The sequence below is a fragment of the Streptomyces noursei genome (assembly GCF_016917755.1).
GTDB lineage: Bacteria > Actinomycetota > Actinomycetes > Streptomycetales > Streptomycetaceae > Streptomyces > Streptomyces yunnanensis.
In genome coordinates this window covers 1,534,941-1,551,951 of sequence record NZ_CP070326.1, presented here as the reverse complement: position 1 = coordinate 1,551,951, position 17,011 = coordinate 1,534,941, and the positions used below count along the sequence as shown (strand labels likewise).

Below are 17,011 nucleotides of genomic sequence, written 5' to 3'. Positions count from 1 at the left end.
CCACTTCGCCGTCGTCAACGTCATGACCCGCAACACCTTGCCGGAAACGCCGGTGGGCAGGGCGCCTTGGCGGGAAGGCCGGCGGGCCGGTCGGGGAACCAGTGCTTCGCCGGCTCGTGCTGGCCGTAGGAGGTCTCGCATGACGGTCCCGCAGCAGCGCGCAGTGCCTGTACTACCGCTGGGCAGAGCACGTCACCGGTTGACCGGGTGCTCCCTTTCGTTGGGCCAGGACGTGGTCGTCGCCTTCCACCAGGAGGCAGTGCGCCACGCTCCTGCCGGTCGGCACGACTTCGAGGCGTGGAGCGTGCCCGCCGTCCTCCTGGGTGCTCCAGGTGGCTCCGCTCACCTTGGCCGGCACGCTGACCGCGCCGTTGGGGCCGTCGATGTAGTCGTGCCGGACGGACTTGAGGGTGCCTCCTTCGGTCCAGGCCCTGTACCTCATGTCAGTACTCGTGGCGCCGCAAGCCGACAGGAGTCCACAGGCAACCACCAGCCCTGCCATCATCATGGTGATGCGCTTTGTGGCCGCCGACATGGGGGATGCGGTCATGAACTTGGCCTCTCGCTCGGTGAGTTGTTCACTTGGGTGTGGGGTCGGGGAAGGATCTGTCGCCGAAGAGGACTCGGCTTGCCGCGGCCCGGCCGAACGGTGTGCGCAGCAGGGTGAATGCCGCTGCTGCCGTGGTCGGCGTCCGTACCTGGGCCAAGAGCCGGCGCAGTGTGAGTCGTCCGCGGAAGTGGGGGCGGAGTGCGGCTCCGTCGTAGTGGGTGAGCGTTTCCGGCCTTCCGGTGCGCAGTGCGTCGTCGAGGATCTCGGCTGCGAGTTTCGACTGTCGCAGGCACGGGTCCAGGCCGCCCGCGGTGAGCGGGGAGACCGCGCCCGCTGCGTCCCCCACGAGAAGACCGTCGGCGCAGCTGATCCGGCGCAGCAGGCCGCCGACGGGTATGGGGCCTGCGCGCCGCTCCACCGTTTCGGGGCGTTGGACGCCGGTCAGTCCGGGCGCCGAGGCGCTGAACCGCTCCATGGCCCGGCGCAGACCGTCTGGATAGCGGTCGGCATAGCCTGCGACTCCGACATGGGCGTGGTGCCCGTCGTTGATCACCCAGGCCAGGTAGCCGGGGGCGAGCGAGGGGTCGAGTACGCAGTGGAATGTCGGTGGCTGGTCGCTTCCGGGGAGTTCGAAGACCTCTTCGGCGCCGACGATCAGGTGGTGGTTGCGGTCGAGGGCGAGGTCGCGGGCGACCCTTGAGCGGGCCCCGTCGGCACCGACGACGAAGCGGGCCCGGACCGTGGTCGGTCCATCGCGACCGGCCAGGTGGAAGATGTTGCCCTGTCGGCCGGTGTAGCGCGTGCCCAGTGCGATGCGTACGCCGGCGTCGGCCGCGGTGGCGGCCGTCGCTTCGTAGAGCGGTGCCATGTCGCCGACCCGGTATTCGTCGCGGGGGCTGGTGAGGCTGACCGGGCGGCGCAGGTTCGGGGGATAGAGGACCACGCGTCGGATCGGTGGTCCAAGGCAGTCGGGGGGCAGTGGGAAGTCGTCGAGTGTCTTCCGCACGAAGATTCCCGTGGTGCGGATCGCGCCGGCAAGACTGGTTCGGCGTTCGACCAGGAGCACGTCGTGGCCTTGTCGGGCGAGGAGCGTGGCGGTGTTCAGTCCGGCCAGTCCGGCCCCGACCACCAGTACGTCGGCGCTGTCCGGGTGCCCGGGGCGGTGAGAGAGGTGTGCTGTCGTCATGTTCTGCTCGCTTCCTTGTGGCGTCCGTGATCGGTGTGTTCGTGTGTTGGGTGCGCTCGGTGCGTTTGCTGCGCGGCGGGGCCGACTGGCGGCAGGCGGCAGTACGGCGACGGCACGGTCCGCGAGGGTGAGGTGCGCGGACGCCGTCGTCCGGTCGTCACGGGGGTACTTGTTGAAGATCAGGCGGAGCGGGGGCGGCAGGGACGGCCGAGGGCGTCGTAGCCGGCGGGCGTGTGCAGGTGGCCGGCCGGCTACCGCGGCTGCGGCTACTGCGGGGAGGAACCGGCCGGGACGGACGCCCCGGATTCCTGCGCAGCCCCGTTGCCGTCGCTGTTCCCGTCCACGGGGCCGTCGGGCTCCCAGCGCAGCAGGTCTCCGGGCTGGCAGCCGAGCACCTCGCACAGCGCGGCGAGCGTGGTGAAGCGCACCGCCTTGGCGCGGCCGTTCTTGAGCACCGCCAGATTGGCGGGTGTGATCCCCACCCGGTCCGCCAGTTCGCCCACGGACATCTTCCGCTTGGCCAGCATCACGTCGATGTCGACGACGATCGGCATCAGATCACCTCGGCCAACTCGGCCCCCAGCTGTGATGCCTCGGCGTCGCGTGCGACGGCCTGGGCGAGCAGCATCCGCAGGACGAGCACGATGAGCGCGATCCCGAAGACCGCCAGGCTGACCCCGCCCAGCAGGGCCACCACGCCCGGGGGTACGACGTGGCCCGACGCCAGGACTGCCCCGAGTGCGAGCGCCAGGAGCGCGGCCGTCACGAACGCGCCGATCACGAGATGGACGTAGCGGAACGCGGCGTGGGAGAACACGGTTCCGCGTTGCACCATCGTCACCAGCCGCCACACGCAGACCAGGACGACCTGGACCGTCATGACGCCCAGGAACGCGATCAGGAGGACCGGAGCGCGGCGGGCCGCAAAGACGGTCTCCTGGATGGCGCCCGTCAGCATCAACACCATCACTGTCTGGGCGCACACCGATCCGGCGTGCAGCGTCACCATCACGGCGCGCAGCCCCAGTACTGTCAGCTTTCCCAACGCCACTCCCTCGATCGATCCACGATGGAAATCTATTGATTATCGATAGGGATGGCAAGTCGGGTCCGTTGGTCATGGGCGGCGGACTCTCTGGAGCGGGCCAGTTGTTGATCACGGCGAGTGGCGGTGGGGAAGGGGGAGGGGAGGGGAGGGGGGCGGACCGTGGGCTGCGGGTCGTGGGCCGTGACCGGTTCAAGTCGATAACGGGCAAGCGTGCAGCAACCGGACCCTGTCGTGAAGTCATGCGGTGTCGGGCGTCTCGTGTGCCGTCCCGGTGAAGATCAGCGGCCGGGCCGGGCGCACCCCGGATGAGGTGCGGTGATGGCTCCCGTGAGCGGTGATCGCGAGGGAAATGGGGTCATCAGTTTCCCCAATGTTTACCTGACGGACACCATAGTTGGGCCTACTAAGGCGCCAGCTTGTTCAGCTATGACAACGGACAGGTGCTCACCCCCCACGTACATCTCCTGTGTGGCCCCACAGGAAACCCCTCAATCCTCTGTGCGTACCCCTGGAGAGACCGTGACCGTCCCCCTGCCGAGAACCGCCGTCCTCACCGGTGTTCTCGCCACCGCCGCCGTGTTCACCCTCAGTGCCTGTGGCGCGGACTCCGCCACGTCGACCACTGACGGCGGACGGAGCGCGGCCGCCGCGACCACGGCCAAGGATGTCGGCGGCATGGACGCCCTGGCCGAGGAGGCCAAGAAGGAGGGCACGCTGCATGCCATCGCGCTGCCCCGTGGCTGGGCCAACTACGGCGCCCTGATCGACGGCTTCGAGAAGAAGTACGGCGTCAAGGTCGAGGTCGAGAACCCCGGCGGCGCCAGCCAGGACGAGATCAGCGCGGTCACCTCGCGCAAGGGCCAGGACAACGCGCCCGACGTCCTCGACCTCGGTAGTTCCTTCGCGCAGAGCGCCGCCCAGCAGGGGCTGCTCGCCCCGTACATGGTCGCCGGTTTCGCCGACATCCCCGACGACCAGAAGGACTCGATCGGCCGTTGGTCGAACGACTACGGCGGCTACATCTCCTTCGGCTGCGACGTCAAGCGGGTGCGAACCTGCCCGACCAGTTTCAAGGATCTGCTCAAGCCGCAGTACAAGGGGCAGGTCGCGCTCAACGGCGACCCCAGCAAGGCGGGTTCGGCGTTCGGTGCCGTGTACGCGGCCGCTCTCGCCAGCGGCGGCTCCTTCGACGACATCCAGCCCGGCATCGACTTCTTCGCCAAGCTGAAGAAGAACGGCAACCTGACGCCCGTCGCCTCCACCCAGGCCACCATCGAGAAGGGCCAGACGCCGATCAGCATCGACTGGGACTACCTCAACACCGGGTACACCGACGACTTCAAGTCCAAGGGCCTCGACTGGACGGTCACGGTCCCCTCGGACGGCCAGTTCTCCCAGTACTACTCGCAGGCCATCAACAAGGTTGCGCCGCACCCCGCGGCCGCGCGCCTGTGGCAGGAGTACCTGTACAGCGCCGAGGGCCAGAACCTCAGGCTCAAGGGATACGCCCGCCCGGCCCTGATGACCGCCATGAAGGAGGCCGGCACGCTCGACCAGGCTGCGGCGGCGAAGCTGCCGAAGGTCACCGGCACGCCGAGCTTCCCCACCGAGTCCCAGCAGAGCAGCGCCAGGTTCGTCATATCGCAGAGCTGGAGCCAGGCCGTCTCCGGATGACCGCGACGTGAACCAGGGCCGACGCGGTGCCGCCGCCTTCTCCCGGCGGCGGCGCCGCGCGGCCGGCCGTCTCGCCCCGACACCGTGCTGGATTCCCTGCACGTGCTGCCGAATGTACGGCGGACCGTCGCTACACGCCCTGTGCACTGCTCACGGACCTGGTGCAGCAGGGCCACGTGGGAAGGAAGGGCGGCCGCGGATTCCATGCCTGTGTGCGGTGAGCTGCGCTCCTGACGGCGGGGCATGAACACCCGCAGGCCGTCGAACACGACCTGCGAGGCGTGCTGTTCCCAAGGAATTTCTTAGCAATTCCTTGGGAACGGGCAAGCAATCGCGAGGATTGACGCCCCTTTCGCTCCTCATCGATGATCGTTCCGGGCCCAGGGCGGCAACCCGTCGCGCCCCTCCTGCCGTGTCCGGACCGGTGGAGGCGGCCGACGGGTGCCGACCCGCGGGCGGCCCACCAGCTGAGAGGAGCCCCACCCATGACGGACACCCGTACGCTCACCGGCGTCCCCGCCCCGACCCCGTCCCGCTCGACCGTGGCCGTACTCGGCCCCGGAGGGGTCGGAGGACTGCTCGCCGCGCTGCTCGCCCGCGCCGGACACCGGGTGATCTGCATCGCCGGCGACGAGACCGCGCACGCCCTGCAGCACGGCGGAATCCGGGTGCACAGTGGGCAGTTCGGTGACTTCACCGTCCCGGTCGAGGCGGACACCCTCCTGCGCGTGCCGGTCGACCTGTGCCTGATGTCGGTCAAGCACACCGCGCTCGACACGGCGCTCGACCGCGTGCCACCCGGTCTCCTCGACGGCGGACTCGTACTGCCCCTGCTCAACGGCATCGAGCACCTGGACACCCTGCGGGCACGCCACGGCGCACGGCGGGTGGTGCCGGCGGTGATTCGCGTCGAGTCGACCCGTACCGCGCCGGGAGTCATCGAGCACGGCAGTCCGTTCGTCGAGATCGACGTGGCCGGTGTGCCGGACCGTCTCGCCCCGCTCGCCGCGTTGCTCACGGCCGCCGGCGTGGACACCCGGGTGATGCCCGAAGAGAACGCCGTCCTGTGGGCGAAACTGGCCTTCCTGGCTCCCTTCGCCCTCCTCACCACCCGCTACCGCCTGCCGATCGGCGACATCCGGTCCGAGCGGCGCGAGGAGTTGGCGGCGCTGGTCGAGGAGACCGCCGCGGTGAGCCGGGCCTGTGGCGGGCCGGGGGATGCCGCTCAGCTCCTGGCGCGCTACGAAGCCTTTCCGCCCGGCAGCAGGTCGTCCATGCAACGCGACGCGGAGGCGGGCCGCCCGCTGGAACTCGACGCGATCGGGGGCGCCGTGCTGCGCGCGGCAGAGCGACACGGGATTCCCGTACCGCTCCTGGAGCGCCTGGTGACGGAGCTGTCGGCCGACTGAGCGGCGGCGTTCGGGCTACCCGGGCTGTTCGGTCCCTTCGGGCGGGAGCGCGGGTGCCCGTCGGCCCGCTGCGAAGACGTGCCGGATACGGCGCAGCGCCGTCGGGTCGGTGAGAGGGTTGCCGTCGGTGACGATGAGGTCGGCGCGCATTCCGGTGGTCAGCGCACCCGTGTCGGTCAGGCCGAGGGCATGGGCGGCGCCGGTGGTGGCCATGTCGAGGACTTCGCAGCGGCCGAAGCCGAGGGTGGCGAAGAAGTCGAGCATGCCGACGTAGTCGCCGAACGCGGCGCCCGGCACGCCGGCGTCGGTGCCGGCGATGAACCGGACGCCGTCCTCGCGCATCCTGCGGATCGTCTCGGAAATCGCGTCCGCGCGTTCCGCTCCCAGTTGCCTGCGGAAGAGTTGCCAGTCGCCGGATACACAGCGGCAGACCGCTATGTCGTTCTCGACCATGCGGCGGGTGATCTCCGGGTCGTAGCCGATGCCTTCGGCGGTGCGCCAGGAGCAGTGCTCGATGGTGCGGACACCCGCGTCCACACAGTGGGCGATGACGTCCGTGCCGTGGGCGTGCGCGGCCACCGCCAAGCCGTGCCGGGTGGCTTCCTCGACGATCAGCCGCAGTTGGCGGGCGGTGAACTGCGCCTCCCACATCCGTGGGCCGGTGGGCGTGAGGGCGCCGCCTGAGGCCATGACCTTGATCAAGTCGGCTCCGGCCGCCGCGTTGCGGGCGATCCCGGCGCGAATGTCGTCGTCGGTGGTGACTTCACCGCCGAGGAACCCACAATGGCCGCCGCGCGAGGTCAAGGGGGTGGTCGCGGCGAGAATGCGCGGCCCGATCGCCGTCCCGGCTTCGATGGCGGCGCGGAGTGTCACGGTGAGCGCGTCGCGGTCGCCGAGGTCGCGGACGGTCGTGACGCCAGAGGCCAGCAGATGCTCGGCGCGGGTCGCCATGGCGGTGGCGAGTTCGGTCGGGTCGGCGTGGGCCACCGCGCGGAGCGGGTCGGCGGAGGCGTCGAAGGCGAGGTGCACATGGCAGTCGATCAAGCCGGGCAGCACCGTCGCCCCCGGGCAGGACAACCGCGTCACGCCCGCGTCGACTGCCGTGTCCAACTCGGCCGCCCTGCCGACCGCAGCGATCCGGCCGCCCTCCACCAACACGGCGCCTTGGTCGATCGGCTGATCCGTGGGCTTGGTGATGACGTGGTCAGCGGTGATCAGGAGCTTGTTCACTGGTGCCTTTCGCATATGCGTGGGAAATGGCGATGAGTTCGCGGGCGTCGGCGGCCAGATCGTTGCCCGACGGGAAGGCGATCGGAGCGGCGGACAGCGCCGCGTCGGGGTCTTCGACGGCCGGTTTCACCGCCAGGGCCGCGGTGATGTGGTGGGCGATGCGGTCGGCCGGCCCGCGCGCCAGATCGGCATCCGGCGCGACGCGGATGAGGTAGGGGCTCAGGCGTACCAGCCCGTCACGGCATTCGATGAGTCGGCGGTAGAAACGTTCATGCGTACCGCGCAGCCTGAGGCGATTCCGTCGGGTGGTGAAGGATTCGCGATTCAGGACGAGCTCCGGGTAGGCCGCGGCGAGGGCCGTCCACAGCGGGGTGAGTTGGTGATACATACGGCGGTGGAGCGCAACGGACCGCAGATGCGCGAAGAGTTGCATGCCGGCGGAATAGCTCATGCCCGCCGTGACGGTGCCCAGCGCCAGGTCCGTCATCGACCAGTTCACGGTGTTGAAGGACTGATGCCCCCGGGGCGCCTCGATGCGCAGGTACACCCAGACCACTCGGTTGACCGAGCTGAGCGCCACCACGAACAGGCCGAACGACATGGTCCGCAGGCCGAGTGCGAGGTGGCGGGTCGCCCTGCGGGCATAGCGCAGTGCCCAAAGCCCGGACGTCAGATAGGCGTAGAGGAAATAGACGTTGCCGATCACGTAGAAGGCGGCGATCTCCGGCCGGGCCATGTACGGGGTGCTCAATGTGTGGCCGCGCAGGGCCGGGGGCGTGGCGGTCATGGCGATCGTCAGCGCGACCAGGACGCCCGCGAGCAGGCCGGTGTGGAAGCGCAGGTAGCGCCGGTAGGCGTTCGCGCGATGTGTGGAGAAGGCGAAGAAGAGGACCAGGGCGCTCAGCCCGATCATGGTGCACGCGTTGAACGCGAGCTTTCCGACGCCGACCGTCGTCAGCGCGTCGACCGCACCGTTGATTTCGGGAACGCTGAGGACTTCTCCGCTGGCCAGCAGGAACAGGCTGGTGACCAGGAGCTGCAGCCCTCGGTCATGGGGGGCGCGAGCCAGGTCGAGGGATCTCCAGATCACCCCGATGATCAACATGATGGTCGTCGGTTCCTGGAAGATTACGTCCACCCCCATCGGGGGTTCAGCGCGGAACTCAGCGAACGGAGATCGAAGTCCTCCGGGGTGCGGGGAGTGGCGTAATCGATGACCACTGCCCATTCCTGGATGATCGTGGCCACCAGTTCCGCTTCGCGTTCGTAATCCTCGGTGTAGCAGGTGCGGCGGAATGCCCGGGTGATCGAGTCGCGGGGATAGTCCGGGCCCAGATCGGGGAGTGCGTCGCCCCCGCTGCCTTCGTCATGGTGATCGGCGAGGATATGGCCGATCTCGTGCAGGATGATGTGGTCCTGGTGTACGCGGGTCGTTTCCTTTTGGTAGAAGATGATTTCTTCGTCCGGTCGGGACATCCATAGCCCGAAGGGGCCGGGGACCGGCAGCGCCCAGGGAATCAAACGTATGCGTTTTCCCCGGTGTTCACCGATTCTTCGGCATAACTCGTCGACGCGCAGTGGAGGTTGCACGTCGAGTCGCCGCAGGAGGCGCTTGCAGTAGCGACGGAGCTCGCGCTCACGTGTGACCACGGAACTCCTCCTCACGCTTCGGTGCCGGAATCGGCGGTCTCGTTCTGGTCGAGGATCTCGATCATCTTGAGCAGCTGCTCGCGCATCGTCGGCGTCATCTCGCCGGCCCGCATGGCGATCTTCCGCACCTGATGACTGGCGAGCCGCTCCCGTAGCAGCGCGTCGTCCGGGTCCTCCTGTGCGACCAGCGACTGGACGGTGATCGAGGGTGATCCCGCTTCGCGGTGGTCGTCGAAGAACTTCGCGAGGCCCTCCAGCACGCTCAGCGTGGGGTTGGTGTGCGAGCCGTTGCGCAGCATCGCCAGGTAGCTCCGCGACAGCGTCGCCGGGTGGGAGGGGTCCGCGGTGACCGCCTCGGCCACCCGGGAGGTGGAGTACTCTCGCCGCCGGCCATGGGCGTCGGTCCAACGGATCGTCGCGAACAACGCGTTGAGCCGCTCGGCCAACGACCGCGTACGTCCCTGACCCTCATCTGTCATCTGTCACGCTCCCGGTTGACTGCCCCTCAGCCCCCGTATCGGCTCACTGCGCGGCCTGTTGGACGCTACCCAAGACCACTTGCCCTCACCGGCCGCAGGGTGCCAATATATTGGACGCTTCGCGCACAGTATGGACTCGCTTCGAGGACACAGTGGTCGATCGATGCGGGCTCGTGCTTGTGGCATCACTCCGCCGCCAGGACGGGCGCTCCGCGCTCGCTGACCAAGGAAGCTGTCGTGGACTGCGATTTAGTTCGTAGCGCAACCCTTATAGCAGCCGGCGATGGCCACGTCGTGGCCCCGGATCCCATGAGACGCCTCAGTGTTACCCCCCGGCCGCGTACCGCCGGGTATCCGACGCCACGGGCCGCGGTGTGCGGCCGGCGTCACCCCTGTCGGCGTGTTCCGCCCTGTTGAAGCGCGGTCAGGGCCCTTCAGCGCGAACCTCCGAATCCGCACCGACTCGTCACCAGGCCACCGGACGGGATTTTCTCCAGGGGAATTCCGGGGCGGTGCCTTTCGCGTGCGGTGGTGCCCCTTGTTGTTTCGGGGTCGTAACGGCCTGTGTCATCGCTCGGGAAGATTCTGTTTCCGGTTGAGGCTGTGGTGGTGCGGAAAGCGTCGGTGAGGACGGGGAGAACGCGACCGAAGGTGTGACCTCAGTCACTGGCGCAAGTGCCCTTGGTTGCTACCGTACTTACGTGGGTTTTCGCAAGGTGTGTGCAACGGAAAAATGTGTGGGGTGGCGCCCACTGGGGCACCGCCGGGTGAGTGGAAAACGCTGCACAGGGTGGGGGCTTTCCCGGAACAACGGCGCTCCGAAGCCCGCTTCACGGCAATAGCCGAGGGGGATTCCAGATGCTGGTGGAACGCGGGTCGCAACTGCGTGCGTTGAGCAGTCGTTTTCGGAAATGTGCAGAGGGAACGGGCGGGATCTCGCTGATCAAGGGCCCGGTCGGTGGCGGGAAGACGGCACTGTTGCGGATGTTCGTCGAAGACGTCGGCGCGCGGCGCGGAGTGGTCCTGGAAGCGGTGGCCTCGCGCCGGGAGATGGAAGTGCCCTTCGGCGTCCTGGACCAGCTCTTCCGGGCTCTGCCGTGCTCGGCGGAACAGCGCCGGACGCGCGCATTATTGAACGACGGCGCGTCCAAGTTATCCGATTCCCCCAGCGGCGTCGGCATGGAATACCTGCGGAACCAGGCGAACCGACAGCTGTGGTCCAGCCTGCAGCAGCTGTCCGAGAAGGCGCCGGTCGTGATCGCCGTCGACGACCTGCAGTACGTCGACCTGCCCTCGTTGGAGTCGCTGCTGTACTTCGCCGCCCATCTGCGCTCGGCACGGGTGGCCATTGTGGTGACACACACCGAGTGCCCGCTCAGTTCGAGGAACCGGGAGCGGACGCTGCTCGTGACCGAGCTGCTGCGGCAACCCTGCTTCGATCTGCTCCGACTCGACCCGCTGTCCACCGACGGCGTGGCGGAACTGCTCGCCGACCGCACCGGACTGGTGGTCAACCGCGCCGTGGCCAGGACCTGGCACCGGGTCTCGGGCGGCAGCCCGTTCCTGCTCAAGGCGCTGATCGAGGATCACCTCGCGGCCGAACCGGAGCCCGGCAGCGACCCGTTGGGGGAGCCGGTGGTCGGCGACGAGTTCGCCAGGGCCACGCTGGCCTGTCTGCACCGCGGCGGCAGATGGTTCGTCAGAACCGCGCGCCTGCTGGCGGTGCTGGCGGAGTCCGACTCGGCCGACCTGATCTACCGCCTGTTCGACGGCAGCGCGGAGAACGCAGGCAAGATGGTCCCGGCGATGAACGCGGCCGGCGTCCTGGAGGCCGAGCACTTCCGGCACCCCGACACCCGGTCGGTGGTGCTCAACGAACTGTCCGCCGCGGACCGTGCGGAGCTGCACCACTGTGTCGCCCGCCTGCTGCACAAGGTCGGTGCGGATCCGCACCGGGTCGCCCTGCACCTCGTCGCCACCCGCTCCACCGGTCAGCCGTGGGAGCTGCCCACGCTCATCGAGGGGGCGCGGGAGGAACTGCACCGCGACGACGTGGAGTTCGCGGCGCGCTGTCTGCGGCTGGCCGAGGGTCTCTGTGAGACCGAGGAACAGCGATGGGAGGTGGCGGTCCTGCGCGTACAGGCAGAATTCCGGGTCAATCCCACAGAGGCGATGCGGCAGTTGGGACCGCTCCGCGAGGCGCTGCGCGCGGGCCGGCTGCGGCACGACCAGATGGTCGCCCTGCTGCGCCCGCTGCTGTGGCACGGGCAGCGGGAAGAGGCGGTGCTCATCCTGGACCGGCTCGCCCGTGCCTACGACCGGCTCGACGCCCGGACCGCCGCAGAGTTGTACATCATGCGGAAGTGGCTGGGCGTCACGCAGCCGCGGCTGCTGGCCACCGCACACCCCGTGGCGAGCATCCCGGAGCAGCAACTCCCGGACGGGGCACGATCGATGATCGTGGCCGACCCGACGGCACACGCGGCCACACTGCTGGGCAGGGTGCTCGAACACGGACCCGACGAGAGCACGGTGCGGACCTCGCAGTGGCTGCTGGAGACCACCCCGCTGGACGACGGCACGCTGTGCTCGATCCAGTCGGCGCTCCTCGCCCTGATGTACGCCGATCGGCTGGACCTGGCCGAGCCGTGGTGCGAGACATGGCTGCGCGAGACCATCGCCCGGCGGGCGCCGACCTGGCAGGCGCTGCTCCTGTCGGCACGCGCCGAGATCGCCCTGCGCCGCGGCGACCTGCTGGCCACCCGCCGCCACGGATGGTCGGCGCTGGGCCTCATCCCGCGCTCGGCGTGGGGGGTCTCCATCGGGTCGGTGGTCGGGAGCCTGGTGAACGCGGCCACCGAACTGGGCGAGACCGACGCCCCTGACCTGCGGCTGGCGGAGATGCCTGACGGATTCTTCGAGACCCGCTCGGGGATCCAGTACCTCTACGCCCGGGGGCGGCGGCACCTGGCGGCCCACCGGCCGCAGACCGCCCTGGACGACCTGCTCACCTGTGGGCGGCTGATGCGGGACTGGGGGATCGACCTGCCGGCCTTCGTGCCGTGGCGCACCGACGCGGTGGGGGCGCTCCTGCAACTCGGGCGGGTGGCGCAGGCCCGGGAGCTCGCCGAGGAACAGCTGTCCCGGCCCGCGGTCCACCAGCCGCGGGTGCGGGGCATGGCGCTGCGCGCCCTGGCGGCCACCCAGGAGGACCTGCGGGAACGCGTCACCACCCTGCTGGACTCGCTGGACGCGCTGGAGGACGGCGCCGACCGCGTCCAGTTGGCGCACACCCTCACCGCCCTGGCCGACACCCAGCGTCAGCTCGGGGAGCGTGGCAACGCGCGCACGTCGGTGCGGCGGGCCGCCCAGATCGCCGAGGTCGGCAAGCTGGAACCGCTGCTGCGCAAGCTGGCCAGGAGCACCGACCCGGTGATGGCCCGGGCGACGGTCGTACCGCATCCGCGGCAGCCGGAGCCGAACGGTGTCTTCGAGGACGGGCTGAGCACCGCCGAACGTCGGGTCGCGGTGCTGGCCGCCAACGGCCGCACCAACCGTGAGATCGCCAAGGAGCTGTACATCACGATCAGCACGGTGGAGCAGCACCTGACCCGGGCGTACCGGAAACTGCGGGTCAAGGGCCGGGCGGGACTCACGTCCTGTCTGCACGTCGAGGACCACACGGGGCCCTTGAACCTCGTGCGCTCGGCGAACCAGGGCGGTTGAGCAACGCCGGCGGGGTGCGAGCCCCGCACCCGCGCCGGCCACTTCGTAGGACGTCGCCCCGTCGAGCAGCAACTCGACGGGGCGACGTCGTGCCGCATCACCCCACGGCGTGCGCGCGGGTGCGGTCCGCACTCTCCCGTGCCGACGGCGCGCGCGACGGCTCGGCACGGTGCGGCGCCAACCAGGCCGCCACGGCCGCCGCCGTGGTGGCGGAGTGGTTCTCCAGGGCCGAGAAGTGATTGCCCGGGACGTCCACCGCCTCGTGCGGCAGCGGCCAGGAGGCCCGCCAGTCCTGGTCCGTGGGCATGCCGGGCAGCGGGTCCTGCGCCCGTAGCAGCAGGGTCGGGGTGCGTACCGACGACGGCCGCCAGGCGCCGAGCACCGTGAGGTAGGCACCCATCGTGGTCAGGCGTGTCTCGCTCAGCGTCAGGTCGAACCGGTCGATCATGCCCAGCATGCCGTTCATCAGCGCGGGCAGCCACCAGCCCCGCGCGGGGTCCTCGGCGGTGTCCACCGGATAGGTGTCGATCATCACCAGGCCGGCGGGGACGCGCCCGCGGTGCTCCAACTCCTCGGCCACGGAGTGCGCGACGCACCCGCCGAGCGACCGGCCGACGAGCGCGAAGGGCCGGTCGCCGACGAGTTCGGTGACGACGTCGGCCTGCAGTCGCGTGAAGGTGTCCATCGAGTCGGGCAGTGGTGTGCCCGCCCCGTAGCCGGGCGCCGGGAGGGCGTAGGTGTCGTGCAGGCCGTTGAGGGCGGGACCAAAACCGGCGTACTCGTGCGGGCCGGACAGCGCGGTGAGCGCCGGGAAGCACACCAGCACCAGGTCGCTGTCGCCGGTCGCCAACCGCACCGGCGGTTCGGCGTGCGCGGCGCGCTCCTGCAGGGCGAACCGAGGGCGCAGCGCCGCCGATGCCGCCAGTACCTGGTTCGCCGCCGAGGCGTCCACCGCGCACAGGGCGAGGTAGACCGCCGCCAGCGGGTCCTGCCCCGCCGGCACCGCCGCGTCGGCCGTCCGGGCGCCGGTCTCCGCTGCCAGGAATTCGCTCACTGCCGCGGGAGTCGGGTGGTCGATCACCAGGTTCCCCGGCAGGGACAGGCCGGTCCTGGTCGCCAGCCGCTTGCGCAGCTGCTGCGCACTGAGCGAGTCCATGCCCAACTCGGCGAATGCCGTGTCCGGCCTGACCTGTTCGCCCGTCGCGTGGCCGAGCACGGCGGCGCTCTCGTCGACGACCAGGTCCAGTAGGGCCGCGCGTCGCACCGGCTCGGGCGCATCGTCGGCGGGGGCCTCCCAGGCGGGCTCCGGGTCCGCCGGGGCGTTCCTCGGCCGGACCGGCATGCCCTCCCCGTCGAGCCAGTACCGGCGGCGTTGGAAGGCGTAGCCCGGCAGGGGGATCAGCGGGGCGTCACGGCCGAGCACCGCAGCCCAGTCGACCGGCAGGCCGCTGACGTGCGCCGCCCCCACGGCTGCCAGCACCGTGGCCACCTCGGGCCTGCCACGGCGCAGCGCGGGCGCCAGCAGTGCGGGTTCCGCGTCGAGCACCTCCCCGGCCATGCCGGTCAGCACCGCGTCGGGCCCGAGTTCGAGGAACCGGGTCACCCCGGCGTCGTGCAGCGTCTGCACCGCGTCCGCGAAGCGGACCGACGAGCGGACGTGGTCGACCCAGTATGCGGCGCTGCCGATCTCCTCGGCCGTGACGGTCTTCCCGGTCAGGCCGGAGGCCACCGGGATGTCCGGTGCGGCGAAGGCGAGTCGCTCCGCCACCGTACGGAACTCGGCGAGCATGTCGTCCATCAGATGCGAGTGGAACGCATGGCTGACCCGCAGTCGGGACGTGCGGCGGCCGCGTGCCGCGAAGCCCTCGGCCAGGAGCAGGGTCGGCTCCTCGTCGCCGGAAATCACCACCGACCGCGGCGAGTTGACCGCAGCGATGCCCACCCCCGGCGGTGCGTCGACCAGCGCGGCCCGGACCTCCGCCTCGCTCGCCTGCACCGCGACCATGGCCCCGCCGGACGGCAGCTGCTGGATCAGCCTGCCCCGCGCGGCGACGAGCGAGGCGGCGTCCGACAGCGAGAACACGCCGGCCACGTGTGCGGCGGCCAGCTCGCCGACCGAGTGGCCGGCCACCAGGTCGGGCCGCAGGCCCCAGGACGCCAGGAGGCGGAACAGCGCCACCTCGACCGCGAACAGCGCCGGTTGGGCGTACGCCGTCCGGTCGAGCTCGTCGCCGTGGTCGGCGGAGAGGACGAGGGTGGCCAGGGGCGGTCCGGGCAGGTGTCGGTCCAGCTCCCTGCACACCGCGTCGAAGGCGTCGGCGAAGACGGGATAGGCGGCATACAACTCCCGCCCCATGCCCGGGCGTTGGCTGCCCTGGCCGGTGAACAGGAAGGCGAGCTTGCCGCCGGTCCGCGCAGTGCCGCTGAGCACGCCGCCGGCCGGCCGCCCGGCCGCCAGCGCCGTCAACCCGGCGACGAGTTCCTCCCGGGCCCCGGCGACCACGACGGCGCGGTGGTCGAGGTGGGTCCGCCGGGTGGCCAGCGTATGGGCGGCGGCCAGCGGGGTACCCGGGGCGTCGGCCAACGCTGCGGACAGGCGGTCCGCCTGGGCGCGGAGCGCGGCGGGCGACTTCGCCGAGAGCAGCCACGGCAGCGGCGCACCGTCGCCGGGGGCGCTCCCGGTTTCCGTGGTGGGTGTGGTGGGGGTGTGGGGTGGTTGTTCGAGGATGAGGTGGGCGTTGGTGCCGCTGATGCCGAAGGCGGAGACGGCGGCGCGTCGGGGGTGGTCGGTGGTGGGCCAGGGTTGGGGTTGGGTGAGGAGTTGGACGGTGTTGTCGGTCCAGTCGACGTGGGGGGTGGGGTGGTCGACGTTGAGGGTGCGGGGGAGTGTGCCGTGGCGCATCGCCTGGACCATCTTGATGACTCCGCCGACGCCGGCCGCTGCAGCTGCATGGCCGATGTTGGATTTGAGGGAGCCGAGCCAGAGGGGTTGGTGGGGGGTGTGGGCGGTGCCGTAGGTGGCGTGGAGGGCGTTGGCTTCGATGGGGTCGCCGAGGGGGGTGCCGGTGCCGTGGGCTTCGACGGCGTCGATGTCGGTGGGTTGGAGGCCGGCGTTGGCGAGTGCTTGGTGGATGACGCGTTGTTGGGCGGTTCCGCTGGGTGCGGTGAGTCCGTTGGAGGTGCCGTCGTTGTTGGTTGCGGTGCCGCGGATGACGGCGTGGATGGTGTGGTTGTTGCGTTGGGCGTCGGAGAGTCGTTCGAGGAGCAGGAGGCCGACGCCTTCGGACCAGCTGGTGCCGTCGGCCGCACCGGCGAACGCCTTGACCCGACCGTCCGGGGACAGACCGCGCTGGCGGGAGAACTCCACGAATCCGGCCGGCGAGGACATCACCGTCACGCCGCCCGCGACGGCGAGTCGGCACTCGCCGTCGCGGAGGGCTCGCGCGGCCAGGTGGATGGCGACCAACGACGAGGAGCAGGCGGTGTCGACCGAGACCGCGGGTCCCTCGAACCCGAAGGTGTAACTGATCCGTCCCGAGGCGACGCTGCCGAGGTTCGAGACCCCGAGGTAGCCCTCCAGTTCCGCCGGCACCTCGGACACCCGGGTGTGGTAGTCCGTGCCCGTCAGGCCGGTGAAGACGCCGGTTCGGGTGCCGCGGAGGGTGTCTGCGGGGATGCCTGCGTGTTCGAGGGCTTCCCAGGTGGTTTCGAGCAGGAGTCGTTGTTGGGGGTCGGTGGCGAGGGCCTCGCGCGGACTGATTCCGAAGAAGGCGGCGTCGAACTGGTCGGCGTCGTGGAGGAATCCGCCGTGGGTGGTGTAGGTGGTGCCGGGGGTGTCGGGGTCGGGGTCGTAGAGGGCGTCGGTGGGCCAGCCGCGGTTGGTGGGCCAGGTGGTGATCGCGTCGGTGCCGGTGTCGACGAGGTCCCAGAGCTGGTCGGGGGTGGTGACGCCGCCGGGGTAGCGGCAGGCCATGCCCACGATGGCGATCGGCTCCCGTCGGGCCGACTCCAGCTCCTGCACCCGCTGTTGGGCCCTTCTGCTGTCGGCGAGCGCGCGCT

At 70.2% G+C, this 17,011-nt stretch carries 11 protein-coding genes and 1 pseudogene; 3 read left to right on the top strand and 9 right to left on the bottom strand.

Going from position 1 to position 17,011, the window contains the following annotated elements:
* Positions 1–172: 172 nt before the first annotated feature.
* The 4 genes from JNO44_RS06575 to JNO44_RS06560 all read right to left on the bottom strand — a co-directional run bounded on the left by JNO44_RS06575 (position 173) and on the right by JNO44_RS06560 (position 2,781).
* Positions 173–442 carry a hypothetical protein gene (locus JNO44_RS06575; RefSeq protein ID WP_205362207.1) on the bottom strand — a complete coding sequence of 90 codons (270 nt, stop codon included), beginning with the start codon at positions 440–442 and terminating at the stop codon, positions 173–175.
* Between the two features lie 136 nt (positions 443–578).
* Positions 579–1,736, bottom strand: a complete 1,158-nt coding sequence (locus tag JNO44_RS06570) for an FAD-dependent oxidoreductase (protein WP_205362206.1) — start codon at positions 1,734–1,736, stop codon at positions 579–581.
* 266 nt (positions 1,737–2,002) lie between these two features.
* Positions 2,003–2,290, bottom strand: a complete 288-nt coding sequence (locus JNO44_RS06565) for a helix-turn-helix domain-containing protein (protein WP_205362205.1) — start codon at positions 2,288–2,290, stop codon at positions 2,003–2,005.
* Complete coding sequence (locus tag JNO44_RS06560; protein ID WP_205362204.1) at positions 2,290–2,781, bottom strand: DUF2975 domain-containing protein; 492 nt, start codon at positions 2,779–2,781, stop codon at positions 2,290–2,292. The genes JNO44_RS06565 and JNO44_RS06560 overlap by 1 nt, the downstream gene beginning before the upstream one ends.
* Positions 2,782–3,303: 522 nt before the next feature.
* Here JNO44_RS06560 and JNO44_RS06555 point away from each other — a divergent pair.
* Both JNO44_RS06555 and JNO44_RS06550 read left to right on the top strand, forming a co-directional pair.
* Complete coding sequence (locus tag JNO44_RS06555) at positions 3,304–4,458, top strand: ABC transporter substrate-binding protein (protein WP_205362203.1); 1,155 nt, start codon at positions 3,304–3,306, stop codon at positions 4,456–4,458.
* 485 nt (positions 4,459–4,943) lie between these two features.
* Positions 4,944–5,867, top strand: a complete 924-nt coding sequence (locus tag JNO44_RS06550) for a ketopantoate reductase family protein (RefSeq protein WP_205362202.1) — start codon at positions 4,944–4,946, stop codon at positions 5,865–5,867.
* Positions 5,868–5,882: 15 nt separating this feature from the next.
* Here the strand turns inward: JNO44_RS06550 and JNO44_RS06545 are convergent, their stop codons facing one another.
* The 4 genes from JNO44_RS06545 to JNO44_RS06530 are packed head-to-tail and all read right to left on the bottom strand — an operon-like array spanning position 5,883 to position 9,226.
* Entirely contained in the window at positions 5,883–7,097 is a 1,215-nt protein-coding gene (locus JNO44_RS06545; RefSeq protein WP_205362201.1) for an amidohydrolase family protein, read from the bottom strand.
* Positions 7,072–8,202, bottom strand: a complete 1,131-nt coding sequence (locus JNO44_RS06540; protein ID WP_205369426.1) for an MAB_1171c family putative transporter — start codon at positions 8,200–8,202, stop codon at positions 7,072–7,074. The genes JNO44_RS06545 and JNO44_RS06540 overlap by 26 nt, the downstream gene beginning before the upstream one ends.
* 23 nt (positions 8,203–8,225) lie before the next feature.
* Positions 8,226–8,747: a M48 family metalloprotease gene (locus tag JNO44_RS06535; RefSeq protein WP_205362198.1), complete on the bottom strand. Its 522-nt coding sequence runs from the start codon at positions 8,745–8,747 to the stop codon at positions 8,226–8,228.
* An 11-nt stretch (positions 8,748–8,758) separates the two neighbouring features.
* The gene (locus JNO44_RS06530; RefSeq protein ID WP_205362197.1) at positions 8,759–9,226 is read right to left on the bottom strand and encodes a hypothetical protein; all 468 of its coding nucleotides are present in this window, start codon (positions 9,224–9,226) and stop codon (positions 8,759–8,761) included.
* A gap of 858 nt (positions 9,227–10,084) precedes the next feature.
* Between JNO44_RS06530 and JNO44_RS06525 the strand changes: the two genes are divergently transcribed.
* Positions 10,085–12,952, top strand: coding sequence for a helix-turn-helix transcriptional regulator (locus tag JNO44_RS06525; RefSeq protein ID WP_240167456.1), 2,868 nt, complete (start codon positions 10,085–10,087; stop codon positions 12,950–12,952).
* Positions 12,953–13,049: 97 nt separating this feature from the next.
* Here the strand turns inward: JNO44_RS06525 and JNO44_RS06520 are convergent.
* Positions 13,050–17,006 (bottom strand): annotated as a pseudogene (locus JNO44_RS06520) (type I polyketide synthase); the annotation flags it as partial.
* Positions 17,007–17,011 lie beyond the last annotated feature (5 nt).